9 protein-coding genes are annotated in these 12308 nt (G+C 68.2%); 5 read left to right on the forward strand and 4 right to left on the reverse strand.

The window, feature by feature from the left end:
* Positions 1 to 298 precede the first annotated feature (298 nt).
* Positions 299 to 2398: a glycosyl hydrolase family 18 protein gene (locus tag O0J73_RS18450; protein WP_197564957.1), complete on the forward strand. Its 2100-nt coding sequence runs from the start codon at positions 299 to 301 to the stop codon at positions 2396 to 2398.
* Positions 2399 to 2513: 115 nt separating this feature from the next.
* Here O0J73_RS18450 and O0J73_RS18455 read toward each other — a convergent pair whose 3' ends face one another.
* Together O0J73_RS18455 and xerD are read right to left on the reverse strand one after the other, a co-directional pair.
* A complete protein-coding gene (locus tag O0J73_RS18455; RefSeq protein ID WP_004154141.1) occupies positions 2514 to 3305 on the reverse strand; it encodes a DsbC family protein in 792 nt (263 codons plus the stop codon).
* Between the two features lie 100 nt (positions 3306 to 3405).
* Positions 3406 to 4383: a site-specific tyrosine recombinase XerD gene (gene xerD / locus O0J73_RS18460; protein ID WP_308309326.1), complete on the reverse strand. Its 978-nt coding sequence runs from the start codon at positions 4381 to 4383 to the stop codon at positions 3406 to 3408.
* Between the two features lie 56 nt (positions 4384 to 4439).
* On the opposite strand from xerD, the gene O0J73_RS18465 reads away from it, so the two are divergent.
* Complete coding sequence (locus O0J73_RS18465) at positions 4440 to 4931, forward strand: RDD family protein (RefSeq protein ID WP_308309327.1); 492 nt, start codon at positions 4440 to 4442, stop codon at positions 4929 to 4931.
* Between the two features lie 93 nt (positions 4932 to 5024).
* On the opposite strand, the gene lptG is transcribed toward O0J73_RS18465, so the two are convergent.
* Both lptG and lptF read right to left on the reverse strand, forming a co-directional pair.
* Positions 5025 to 6131 carry an LPS export ABC transporter permease LptG gene (lptG, locus tag O0J73_RS18470; RefSeq protein ID WP_004154136.1) on the reverse strand — a complete coding sequence of 369 codons (1107 nt, stop codon included), beginning with the start codon at positions 6129 to 6131 and terminating at the stop codon, positions 5025 to 5027.
* Positions 6128 to 7210, reverse strand: a complete 1083-nt coding sequence (gene lptF, locus O0J73_RS18475) for an LPS export ABC transporter permease LptF (RefSeq protein ID WP_004154135.1) — start codon at positions 7208 to 7210, stop codon at positions 6128 to 6130. The genes lptG and lptF overlap by 4 nt, the downstream gene beginning before the upstream one ends.
* Before the next feature lie 104 nt (positions 7211 to 7314).
* Here lptF and O0J73_RS18480 point away from each other — a divergent pair, with 104 nt between their 5' ends.
* The 3 genes from O0J73_RS18480 (at position 7315) to O0J73_RS18490 (ending at position 12196) form a co-directional block, all read left to right on the forward strand.
* Positions 7315 to 8793 carry a leucyl aminopeptidase gene (locus O0J73_RS18480; protein ID WP_197564954.1) on the forward strand — a complete coding sequence of 493 codons (1479 nt, stop codon included), beginning with the start codon at positions 7315 to 7317 and terminating at the stop codon, positions 8791 to 8793.
* Positions 8794 to 8869: 76 nt separating this feature from the next.
* Positions 8870 to 9295 (forward strand): DNA polymerase III subunit chi, encoded by a 426-nt coding sequence (locus O0J73_RS18485; protein WP_004154132.1) that lies wholly within the window; start codon positions 8870 to 8872, stop codon positions 9293 to 9295.
* A 72-nt stretch (positions 9296 to 9367) separates the two neighbouring features.
* The gene (locus O0J73_RS18490) at positions 9368 to 12196 is read left to right on the forward strand and encodes a valine--tRNA ligase (RefSeq protein WP_308309329.1); all 2829 of its coding nucleotides are present in this window, start codon (positions 9368 to 9370) and stop codon (positions 12194 to 12196) included.
* The last annotated feature ends 112 nt before the right edge of the window (positions 12197 to 12308 follow it).

A 12308-nucleotide genomic window follows, 5' to 3' on the forward strand; every position in this document is an offset into this window, starting at 1 on the left:
CACCCGGCCAACCCCCAGAAACCCGCTCTACGCGACCCACCGCAGCCACGAGGGGGCTCCGCCGATGGCCGCCGACCGCGCGCAGCGCCGCTCTCCACCCAAATCCCCGAACCATGCGCTTGCTCACGGATTGACCACACGATTGATGACAACGTTGTCCCTACCTGGTGCCGGACTCTCTCCCCGGCCTCCCAGGTACCTCCGTCCGCCCCCTCCGTCGCCTTCCCGGGCGACGCCCGGACCTGCGTCACGCGCGGCGCCATCGGGGCCCGCGCGCCCTTTGATCGGAGACTTACCCATGTACGACCCGATTGTGCGCAGTGCCGAACGTTCGACCCGTAGCTGTCGTCCCCGCCGCCTGGCCTGGCTGCTTGCCCTGGCCGCCGGCAGCGTCGCCCTGCCCGGCCTGGCGCAGGCCGCCAGCTGTGCCGGGGTGGCCCAGTGGGACCAGGCCAAGATCTACCGGGCCGGCGATACCCTGCAGAAAGGAGGCGTCCTCTATCGGGCGAACCAGGACATCTGGAACGCGCCGCCGGACCATCCGGCCGGTGCGCCCTACTACACCAACCTGGGTGCCTGCGATGGCAGTGGCAGCAACCAGCCGCCGGTGGTCAGCCTGACCTCGCCGGCCAACGGTGCCACCTTCAGCGCCGGCAGCACGGTGAACGTGACCGCCAACGCCAGCGATCCGGACGGCAGCGTCGCCAAGGTCGAGTTCTTCCGCGACGGCAGCTCGCTGGGCATCGCCACCAACGCGCCGTATGCAGCCAGCTGGGCCAATGCCAGCGCCGGCAGCCACACGCTGCGTGCGGTGGCCACCGACAACAACAACGCCACCACCAGCACGCCGACCATCACCATCACCGTCAACGCCGCCGGTGGCGATACCACCGCGCCGAGCGTGCCGGGCGGGCTGGCCGTGGGTACGCGTACCGCCAGCAGCATCGCGCTCAGCTGGAGCCCGTCCACCGACAACACCGGTGGCAGCGGCGTGGCCGGTTATGACGTGTACCGCAACGGCAGCCTGGTCGGTTCGCCGTCCAGTGCCAGCTATGTCGACGGCGGGCTGACCGCATCGACCACCTACCGCTACCGCGTGCGCGCCCGCGACAACGCCGGCAATGCGTCGGCACAGGGTACCGAGATCAGCGCCACCACGCTGGCCGGCGACGGCGGCACCACCGGCAAGCGGGTCATCGGTTACTTCACCCAGTGGGGCATCTATGGACGCAACTACCGGGTCAAGAACATCGACAGCAGTGGTTCGGCCGCGCGCCTGACCCACATCAACTACGCATTCGGCAACGTGCGCAACAACCGCTGCGAAGTGGGCATCACCCAGCCGTCGGATCCGAACAGCGGTGCCGGTGGCGATGCCTTTGCCGATTACACCAAGGCATTCAGTGCCGCCGAGAGTGTCAGCGGCAGCGCCGATACCTGGGACCAGCCGCTGCGCGGCAACTGGAACCAGCTCAAGCAGCTCAAGGCCAAGTACCCGGGCATGAAGGTGCTGATCTCGCTGGGTGGCTGGACCTGGTCGCGTGGCTTCTCCAGCGCGGCCCGCCCGGAAAACCGCCAGGCCTTCGTCGCCTCGTGCATCGACGCCTACATCAAGGGCAATCTGCCGGTGACCGACGGTGCCGGTGGCGCCGGTGCCGCACTGGGCGTGTTCGACGGCATCGACATCGACTGGGAATACCCGGTGGCCTGCGGCATCGAATGCGGCAAGCCGGAGGACAACGCCAACTTCACCGCGCTGATGGCCGAGTTCCGCCGCCAGCTCGATGCAGTGCGTCCGGGCCTGTTGCTGACGGTGGCGGTGGGTGCGGGCATCGACAAGATCCGCGTCACCGATCCGGCCGCGTACCATCCGTACCTGGACTACATCAACGTGATGACCTACGACTTCCACGGTGCGTGGGATGCGAAGACCAATCACCAGTCGGCGCTGTTCGATTCGCCGAATGATCCGTCCACCGGCGACCAGAAGCTGTACAACAGCAACGATGCCATCGAGGCGTTCATCAGCCGTGGCGTGCCGGCCGCCAAGCTCAACCTGGGCATCGGCTACTACGGGCGTGGCTGGACCGGCGTGGCCAACGCCAACAACGGCCTGTACCAGACCGCAACCGGCGCTGCGCCGGGCACGTATGAAGCCGGCATCGAAGACTGGAAGGTGCTGAAGAACCTGGCATGGCCGGGCTACACCGACAGCACCGCCGGTGCCACCTGGATCTACAACGGCAGCACGCTGTGGAGCTTCGACACCCCGGCCAACATCACCCGCAAGATGGGTTACGTGAAGACCCAGGGCCTGGGCGGCGCGTTCGTCTGGGAGTTCAGTGGTGACGATGCACAGGGCACGCTGACCAAGGCGGTCAGTGATGGCCTGAAGTAAGAAAAAAGCCGGGGGTGCATTGTGCGCCCCCGGCCTCTGATCTGTAGCGCCGGGCCATGCACGGCTGTCACATGTGGAACCGCAGTCGAGCATGGCTCGACGCTACAGTTCCGCGTCAGCGCTTGGCCGACAGCTTTTCCAGCGCTGCGCGCAGCTGCGCCGGCGGCAGGTAGCCGCCCAGCTGGGTACCATCCGGCGCGAAGATGGCCGGCGTACCGTTCACGCCCAGCTGCTGGCCCAGGGCGTACTGCATGGCCACCGGGTTGGTGCAGTTCTTGGCTGGCACGCTGCCGCCGCGCTTGGCATTGGTCAGCGCCTGGCGACGGTCGGCCGCACACCAGACCGAGATCATGTCGGTGTAGTCCTTGCTGCCCAGGCCCATGCGCGGGAACGCCAGGTACTCGACGCTGATGCCGTTGCGGTTCAGTTCGGCAATGTCCTGGTGCAGCTTGCGGCAGTAGCCGCATTCGATATCGGTGAACACGCTGATGGTGTACTTGGCGTTCGGCGCGGCGAACACGATGCGGTCACCGTGGTTGGCCTTGGCCAGCAGGTCGCGACGGTAGCCCAGCAGGCCTTCACTGTTGGCCGGGCCCTTGGCACGGGTGTCGTAGGGCTGCGACTGGAACAGGTAGCGGCCATCATCGGACACGTACAGCAGCTGGCCGGAAACGACGACCTCGCGGAAACCGGGGAACGGCGCGGCGCCGATGTAGTCCACCTGGAAGCCGGGATTGAGCGCGGTCAACGCCGCACGCACGGCCTGGTCGGCCGACGCGTTGCTGGCCGGGCTGGCCTTGGCCGCAGCAGCGGCGGGTGCAGGCGCCTTGGCGGCCGGCGGGGCCGGCTGTGCGCAGGCGGTCAGGCTGAGCGCACCGAGCACGGCGGCGATGGCAAATCGAAGCATGGAGCGGTCCGCGGCAGAAGAAGACCCCGGATTCTGACACAGCCGCCCGCAGCGGGCCGCGATGCCGCGCACGCCCCAGGGACGGGATTCAGGCCCCTGCTCAGCCGCGCGGGTGATGGCGGGCGTGCAGCTTCTGCAGGTGTTCGCGGGCCACCAGGGTGTAGATCTGGGTGGTCGACAGCGAACTGTGGCCCAGCAGCATCTGCAGCGCGCGCAGGTCGGCGCCGCGATTGAGCAGATGGGTGGCGAAGCTGTGGCGCAGGCCGTGCGGGCTGATCCGCGCCGGGTCGATGCCGGCCACCTGCGCGTGACGCTTGACCAGGTGCCAGAAGGCCTGGCGGGTCAGCGCATGCAACGTCGGCTCGACGAACAATGGCGTTTGCCCATCCGCCAGGGCCTGCACCCTGCCCTTGCCGACCAGCTGTGGCCGCGACTGCTGCAGGTAGCGCTCCAGCCAATGCTGGGATTCCTCACCCAGCGGCACCAGCCGTTCCTTGCTGCCCTTGCCGGTGACCCGTATCACGCCCTGGCGCAGGTTGACCGCGGTGGCGGGCAGCAACACCAGTTCGCTCACGCGCAGGCCGGCGGCATACATCAGTTCAAGCATGGCGCGATCGCGCAGGCCCAGCGGGCTGTCGATGTCCGGCGCCGCCAGCAATGCATCGATCTGGCTTTCGGCCAGCGCCTTGGGCAACAAGCGTGGCAGCTTCGGGGGGTCCAGCAACGCGCTGGGGTCTTCACTACGTTCGCCACGACGCACGCCATCGGCGAAGAACGCCCGCAGCGCCGACAGCAGGCGCGCATTGCTGCGCGGCGACCAGCCATGGCGGGTGCGCCAGGCCAGGTAGTCGAACAGCCCGGGACGCTCGATGCCGGCCAGGCCACCGTCACGCCCATCCATCCAGCGCGCCAGCCCTTCCAGATCGCGCCGGTAGCTGTCGAGGGTGGCGCCGGCCAGGCCATTCTCGGCCCAGATCGCATCGAGGAAGCGCTGGATGCGCACACTGTCGTCCGCGCGCAGTTCGGGCAGCTGCTGGACCAGCTGGCGGCGTTCGGCAGGAGTGGAAACAAGAGCCATGGGTAAAGGATACGAGGGCGCCAGCGGATGCGGCCAGCATTGCGTATGCTCGGCGCATGTCCCGCCCTGCCACCGACACGGCCCCTGCGGCCGCTACTGGAATGCCGCGCCCGCGTGCCCTGCTGGTCTGGCGCATGCTGGCCATGGTCTACGACGCACTGCCGGTGCTGGCACTGTGGATGCTGGCCGGCACGCTGTTCACCCTGGCCTACACCCTCAGCGGCCACGCGCAGCGCGAGAACATCGCTCCGTTCAGTGCCTGGCAGTGGCTGCTGTGGGCGGTGTGCTGGGGTGTTACAGGTGGGTATGCAACGGCCAGCTGGCGCCGCGGCGGCCAGACGCTGGGCATGCGGCCATGGCGGTTGAAGCTCGAATCGAGCGATGGCACGCCGCTGCGGCGCGCGCAGCTGTGGCTGCGCTTCGCGGTGGGCACGCTGTCACTGCTGCTGGGCGGGCTGGGCTTCTGGTGGGTCTGGGTCGACCGCCAGCGCCTGACCTGGCACGACCGCGCCAGCGGCACCCGCCTGGTGCGGATGCCCAAGCGCTGACGCTGACCCGCGTTCTGTAGCGTCGAGCCATGCTCGACTCGCGCCACGCGCGGACCGCGGAAAACCGCCGGGCCGCGCCCGGCGCTGCAGCACTCAGCCCGACTTGCGCCGGAACAGCAAACCGGACACCGCCAGCATCACGATCGGCGGCAGCGCATAGGCAATGCGGTAGTCGAACTTCAGCGCGCCGGCCATGCGGCCGAAGAACAGCTGCAGCAGCCAGAACCCCAGCGCGAACAGGATGCCCAGGAACAGGCGCTTGCCCATGCCGCCGCTGCGCAGCGAACCGAACGCGAACGGCACCGCGGCCAGGCACAGCGCCAGCACGTTCAGCGGGTAGAACCAGCGGCTCCAGTAGATATCCTCGAAATCGCGGGCGTCCAGGCCGTTGCGCTCGCGGTATTCGATACTGGCCCGCAACTCGGCGATCCTCAGGTTGCGCGGCTTGGCGATACCCGCGGCCAGCGCGCCGGCATCCAGGCGGGAATTCCACGGCTCGCGTGCCACTTCCTGGCGCGTGGCCGAGCGCTCGCCGAACGTATCGCGGCGGACGCCGGTCATCACCCAGCCGTCGCGGTCATGTTCGGCAGTGGCGGCATGGGTGATCGAGGCGATCTGTCCGTCTTCGGCGATGCGGTACAGGCGCACGTCACGCAGGATCAGCCGTGTTCCCTTGTCGCCGACCAGCTGTTCCTCGCCGCCGGCAGCGCTGAGGAAGGTATCGCCCTCGCGCGCCCACAGGCCCGAGTAACGGGTCGTGGCAATGTCCCGGCCCCACTTGGCGCTCGCCTTCAGCGCATCGGCGCGGTCCTGGCCCCACGGTCCCAGCGTCTCGGCGCTGAACACCATCACGGCGGTCAGCAATGACAGCGCGATCGCCACCGACACGCTCAATCGCCTGCGCGACAGGCCCAGCGCGCGCAACGCGGTCAGTTCCGAGGTCGCGGCCAGCTGGCCCAATCCCATCAGCGCGCCGATCACCGCAGCCGTGGGGAACATCGTGTAGGCCCGGCGCGGCACGGTGTACAGCACCCAGGCCGCCGCGTGCCCCAGCGTATAGCCGTTCTTGCCGATGTCCTTGAACTCGCCGGAGAAGGCCATCACCACGTCCAGGCCCACCAGCACCGCCCAGGTCAGCAGCACCGTGGTGAACACCGTCCGGCCCAGGTACAGGTCGAAACGCATCGGGCGCAGCCTCATGCGCGGGCTCCCTTCGGTCGGCCCAGGCGGCCATCACGTGCATACATCCAGATCGACAGCGCCAGCAGTGGCAGGGTCAACCACCACAGGCCGATCGCGGGCGGTATCTTGCCGGTGGCGATCCAGCCACTGCCGATGAACATCAGGTTGGTCCCCACCATGTAGGCCATCAGGGCCAGCATCATCCGCCCGTAGCGCTGCTGGCGCGGCGAACTGCGGCCCAGCGGTACGGTCAGCAGGGCAAAGGCCAGTGCGATCAACGGTGGCGCCAGGCGCCGGTGCAGCTGTGCCTGCGCCTGCGGGCGCCCATCGCCGATCAGCTGCAGGGTCGGCATCAGTTCCGGATCATCCTCGGTACGGGTCTGCGCGCCATCAGGCAGGGCAACGTCGTTGCGGGCGAAGGTCGCCAGGCGGTAATCCAGCCCGCCTGCGGCCGGCCCTTCCACCTGGTGCCCATCGTCCAGCTCGAGGAAGCGCTGGCGGGCGCCTTCAAAGAACATCCGGCCACCTGCGGCGGACACCACCTCGATGCGGTCATCCTTCTGCCGCTGCATGAACACCTTGCCCAGCTGGGTGCCATCGGGCGAGATCGACGACAGGTAGACCACGCCGCCATTGGGCAGCGGGGTGAACCGGCCCGGCTCCAGGCCGGCCATCAGCACGCTGCGGTTGGCTTCGATGATCATCTGCTCGGCTACCCGGCCGGCCCACGGGCCCAGCCACAGCGAGCAGGCACCGACCAGCAGCACCACCGGCACCACCAGCATCAGCAGCGGCCGCAGCAGGCGCTTGGGGCCGACGCCGATGGCGGTGATCACCGCCATTTCCGAGTCGCGGTACAGGCGGGCGATGGCCAGCAGCAGGCCCAGCATCAGTGCCAGCGGGAGGATCAGCGGCAGGTAGGCGATGAACTGCAGGCCCAGCTGGGAGAACAGCAGCTTGGCTGGCAGGCGTCCGTCGGCGATGTTGCCGAGGATGTCCACCAGGACGCCGCCCACGCTGACCACGAGCAGGACGATCAGGGTGGCGAGGAAACTCTGGACGAAATCGCCCAGCAGGTATCGGTCGAGCTTCAACATGGGGCGGTGGTTTAAACTCTGGGGTTCGTTCGCGGTGCCGCCCAGTCTACTGTCTGGGCGTAAACGGTCCGCGATTGTACGGACTTGCCAATGGAATCTGCTCAATGGCCCTCGAATTCACCCTGAACCACGTTGCTCCGGCCGCCGCCACCGTTGATTGCCTGGTGGTCGGCGCGTATGCCGACCATACCCTGACTCCGGCCGCAAAGGCACTGGACGCCGCCAGCGGCGGTCGCCTGGCCGCCCTGGCCCAGCGCGGCGACCTGTCGGGAAAGACCGGCGCCACCACCCTGCTGCACGACCTGCCGGGGGTGTCGGCCCCGCGCGTGCTGGTGGTCGGCCTCGGTGAGGCCGCCCGTTTCGGCGTGCCCCAGTACCTGAAGGCCATCGGCGACGCCGTGCGCGCGCTGAAGGCCGGTGCCACCCGCAGTGCACTGTTCACCCTGTCCGAGGTGGCGGTGAAGGACCGCGACGCCGCTTGGGCGATCCGCCAGGCCGTGATCGCCGCCGATCACGCTGCTTACCGCTACACCGCCACCCTGGGCAAGAAGAAGGCCGACGATGCCGGCCTGGCGCAGCTGGCCATTGCCGGTGACGACGCCCAGGCCCTGGCCCAGGGCCAGGCCATCGCCGCCGGTGTCGAGTTCGCCCGCGAACTGGGCAACCTGCCGCCGAACTACTGCACCCCGGCCTACCTGGCCGAAGTGGGCGTGAAGTTTGCCGGCGAGCACGACGGCGCCGAGGCCGAGATCCTGGATGAGACCCAGATGGAAGCGCTGGGCATGGGCTCGCTGCTGGCCGTGGCCCGTGGTTCGGCCAACCGCCCGCGCCTGGTCGTGCTGAAGTGGACCGGCGCCGGCGACGCCAAGCCCTACGTGCTGGTCGGCAAGGGCATCACCTTCGATACCGGTGGCGTCAACCTGAAGACCCAGGGCGGCATCGAGGAGATGAAGTACGACATGTGCGGTGGCGCCAACGTCATCGGCACCTTCGTCGCCGCGGTCAAGGCCAAGCTGCCGCTGAACCTGGTGGTGGTGGTCCCGGCGGTGGAAAACGCCATCGACGGCAACGCCTACCGTCCGTCCGACGTGATCACCTCGATGTCGGGCAAGACCATCGAAGTCGGCAATACCGACGCCGAAGGCCGCCTGATCCTGTGCGACGCGCTGACCTACGCGCAGCGTTTCGAGCCGGCCGCGCTGGTCGACGTCGCCACCCTGACCGGTGCCTGCATGGTCGCCCTGGGCCACCAGACCGCTGGCCTGATGAGCAAGCACGACGACCTGGCCAACGAGCTGCTGGCCGCCGGCGAACACGTGTTCGACCGCGCCTGGCGCCTGCCGCTGTGGGACGAGTACCAGCCGATGCTGGATTCGACCTTCGCCGACGTCTACAACATCGGCGGCCGCTGGGCCGGTGCGATCACCGCCGGCTGCTTCCTGTCGCGCTTCACCGAAGGCCAGCGCTGGGCACACCTGGACATCGCCGGCGTGGCCAGCGATGAAGGCAAGCGTGGCATGGCCACCGGCCGCCCGGTCGGCCTGCTGAGCCAGTGGCTGCTGGACCAGGTCGCCCGCGCCTGATGCCGTACCCGACCCTGGCCGGCCACCGCCGGCCTCGCCCGGCAACGCCGGGCCCTTGCCTGACCCGGACCCTGCCATGCCCCGCGCCGACTTCTACCTGATCGCCAAGCCCCGCTTCCTGACCGAGCCGCTGCGCCTGGTCTGCGAGCTGGCGCGCAAGGCCAACGACGCCGGGTTGTTCACCCTGGTGCTGGCCCGCGACCAGGCCCAGGCCGAGGAACTGGACGAGCTGCTGTGGGCGTTCGATGACGACGCCTACATCCCGCACCAGATCGCCGGCGAGGACATGGACGAGGAAGAAGCCCTGGTGCTGATCGCGGTGCCCGGCACCGAGGCCCCGGCCCGCCCGCTGGTGATCAACCTGCGCGACGATCCCTGGCTGGGCCAGTGCGAGCGCGTGCTGGAGGTGGTCCCGGCCGACCCGGAAGCGCGCGAACCGCTGCGCGAACGCTGGCGCCAGTACAAGGCCGCCGGTTACGACCTGAACAAGCACGACATGTAAGCACGCGCCGGCCCCCTTGATGGGCCGCCGCCGTGCCCTGATCCTTCAACGATTGCCTCCTGGTTCCCCCGCATGACCCAACTCGCCTCCAGCTACGACCCGAAGTCCTTCGAGACCGACCTCTACGAGGCCTGGGAGAAGGCCGGCCACTTCAAGCCGTCCGGCACGGGCGAGCCGTACACCATCCTGCTGCCGCCGCCGAACGTGACCGGCACCCTGCACATGGGCCATGCCTTCCAGCAGACCCTGATGGACGCGCTGGTGCGCTACCACCGCATGCGCGGCTACGACACGCTGTGGCAGGTCGGTACCGACCATGCCGGCATCGCCACCGAAATGGTGGTCAGCCGCAACCTGACGCTGGAAGGCAAGGGCGAGACCCGCGATTCGCTGGGCCGCGAAGGCTTCATCGGCAAGGTCTGGGAGTGGAAGCAGCAGTCCGGCGACACCATCGAGCGCCAGATGCGCCGCCTCGGCACCTCCGCCGACTGGTCGCGCAGCACCTTCACCATGGACCCGCAGCCGTCGGCCGCGGTCAACGAAGCCTTCGTGCGCTGGTACGAGCAGGGCCTGATCTACCGTGGCCAGCGCCTGGTCAACTGGGACCCGGTGCTGAAGACCGCCATTTCCGACCTGGAAGTGGAGAGCGCCGAGGAAGACGGCTTCCTGTGGTCGATCGCCTACACGCTGGATGAAGGCCTGAGCTACGAGCACGTCGAGCGCGATGCCGACGGCGTGGAAACCCTGCGCGAGACCCGCGATTACCTGGTGGTCGCCACCACCCGCCCGGAAACCCTGCTGGGTGATACCGCGGTGATGGTGCACCCGGAAGACGAGCGCTATGCGCACCTGATCGGCAAGAGCGTGGTGCTGCCGCTGACCGGCCGCCGCGTGCCGGTGATCGCCGACGACTACGTGGACCGTGCGTTCGGCACCGGCGTGGTCAAGGTCACCCCGGCGCACGACTTCAACGATTACGACGTCGGCGTGCGCCACAGCCTGCCGATGATCAACCTGTTCACCCCGGTGGCGGCGCTGAATGAGAATGCGCCGGAACGCTTCCAGGGCCTGGACCGCTACGCCGCGCGCAAGGCCGTGCTGGCCGAACTGGAAGACCTGGGCGTCCTGGTCGAGACCAGGGCGCACAAGCTGCAGGTGCCGCGCGGCGACCGTACCGGCCAGGTGATCGAGCCCTACCTGACCGACCAGTGGTTCGTGAAGATGGACGACCTGGCCAAGCGTGGCCTGGCGCTGGTGGAGGATGGAAGCATTTCCTTCGTGCCGCCGAACTGGATCAACACCTACCGCCACTGGATGAACAACATCCAGGACTGGTGCATCAGCCGCCAGCTGTGGTGGGGCCACCGCATCCCGGCGTGGTTCGATGCCGCCACCGGCAGCTGCTACGTCGGCCGCAGCGAAGCGGAAGTGCGCGCGAAGCACAACCTCGGCAGCGATGTGGTGCTGAACCAGGAAAGCGACGTGCTGGAGACCTGGTTCTCCTCGCAGCTGTGGCCGTTCTCCACCCTGGGCTGGCCGAACGAACAGGCCATGGCCGAGCGTGGCTTCGACCGCTACCTGCCGTCGTCGGTGCTGATCACCGGCTTCGACATCATCTTCTTCTGGGTGGCGCGCATGATCATGGCCACCGACAACCTGGTCGGGAAGATCCCGTTCAAGGACGTCTACTTCACCGGCCTGATCCGCGACGGCCAGGGCCAGAAGATGTCCAAGAGCAAGGGCAACGTGCTCGATCCGCTGGACATCATCGACGGCATCACCATCGACGACCTGGTCGCCAAGCGTACCGGCGGCCTGATGCAGCCGAAGATGGTGGAGAAGATCGAGAAGGCCACCCGCAAGGAATTCCCGGACGGCATCGCCGCCCACGGTGCCGATGCGCTGCGCTTCACCATCGCCGCGCTGGCCACCCACGGCCGCGACATCAAGTTCGACATGAACCGCGCCGAGGGCTACAAGAACTTCTGCAACAAGCTGTGGAACGCCAGCCGCTTCGCCCTGATGAACACCGAGGGCGCGGCGTTCAGCGGCGTGCCCAAGCCGCGCACCGATGCCGAACGCTGGATCCTGGCGCGCCTGGCCGCCACCACTGCCGAAGCGCAGGGCCATTTCGCCGCCTACCGCTTCGACCTGCTGGCACAGTGCCTGTACGAGTTCGCCTGGAACGCTTTCTGCGACTGGTTCCTGGAACTGAGCAAGCCGGCACTGAGCGGTGGCGACGCCGCCGACGCCGAGAGCACCCGCCACACCCTGCTGTACGTGCTGGAAGCGCTGCTGCGCCTGCTGCACCCGCTGACCCCGTTCATCACCGAACAGCTGTGGCAGCAGCTGGCCCCGCGCCTGGGCCTGGCCGAGACCACGCTGTCGCTGCGCCCGTACCCGACCGCGGCCGAGTTCGAAGGCGATTTCGCCCAGGCCGAGGCCGACGTGGAATGGCTGAAGGCGGTGATCAGTGCGGTGCGTCGCGTGCGCAGTGAACTGAATGTCGCGCCGTCCAAGCTGGTGCCGCTGCGCCTGCAGGCCGGGCTGGAGCAGGACCGCGTGCGCATCGAACGCTTCAGTGCCTCGCTGTCGTTCCTGCTGAAGCTGGACAGCATCCAGTGGCTGGCCGAAGGCGAAAGCGCACCGCCGGCCGCCGCCGCAATCGTCGGTGAACTGAAGCTGCTGGTGCCGCTGGAAGGCCTGGTCGATCTTGATGCCGAGCGCGTGCGCCTGGACAAGGAAATCGCCCGCGTCGAAGTCGAAAAGGAAAAGAGCGAGACCAAGCTGGCCAAGTTCACCGACAAGGTGCCGCCGGCCGTAGTCGAGCAGGAGCGCGTGCGCCTGGCCGACTGGAACACCCAGCTGGCTGGCCTGCGCGAGCAGCGCGCGAAGCTGTAACCGCCGCGCTCTGGTGCGTGCCAACCAAGGTTGGCACCTACCACGGCGGGAGAGGTTGGCACCTACCGCGGCGGGAGAGGTTGGCACCCACCGAAGTGGAATCGGGAAACCC

The sequence above is a fragment of the Stenotrophomonas sp. Sm6012 genome, assembly GCF_030985895.1.
Taxonomy (GTDB): Bacteria; Pseudomonadota; Gammaproteobacteria; order Xanthomonadales; family Xanthomonadaceae; genus Stenotrophomonas; species Stenotrophomonas forensis.

What these genes read in the sequence shown, in the direction of transcription:
- O0J73_RS18450 (WP_197564957.1), top strand. Translation starts at nt 299, where the DNA reads ATGTACGACCCGATTGTGCGCAGTGCCGAACGTTCGACCCGTAGCTGT.
- O0J73_RS18455 (WP_004154141.1), bottom strand. Translation starts at nt 3,305, where the DNA reads ATGCTTCGATTTGCCATCGCCGCCGTGCTCGGTGCGCTCAGCCTGACC.
- O0J73_RS18485 (WP_004154132.1), top strand. Translation starts at nt 8,870, where the DNA reads ATGCCCCGCGCCGACTTCTACCTGATCGCCAAGCCCCGCTTCCTGACC.
- xerD (WP_308309326.1), bottom strand. Translation starts at nt 4,383, where the DNA reads ATGGCTCTTGTTTCCACTCCTGCCGAACGCCGCCAGCTGGTCCAGCAG.
- O0J73_RS18480 (WP_197564954.1), top strand. Translation starts at nt 7,315, where the DNA reads ATGGCCCTCGAATTCACCCTGAACCACGTTGCTCCGGCCGCCGCCACC.
- O0J73_RS18490 (WP_308309329.1), top strand. Translation starts at nt 9,368, where the DNA reads ATGACCCAACTCGCCTCCAGCTACGACCCGAAGTCCTTCGAGACCGAC.
- lptF (WP_004154135.1), bottom strand. Translation starts at nt 7,210, where the DNA reads ATGTTGAAGCTCGACCGATACCTGCTGGGCGATTTCGTCCAGAGTTTC.
- lptG (WP_004154136.1), bottom strand. Translation starts at nt 6,131, where the DNA reads ATGAGGCTGCGCCCGATGCGTTTCGACCTGTACCTGGGCCGGACGGTG.
- O0J73_RS18465 (WP_308309327.1), top strand. Translation starts at nt 4,440, where the DNA reads ATGTCCCGCCCTGCCACCGACACGGCCCCTGCGGCCGCTACTGGAATG.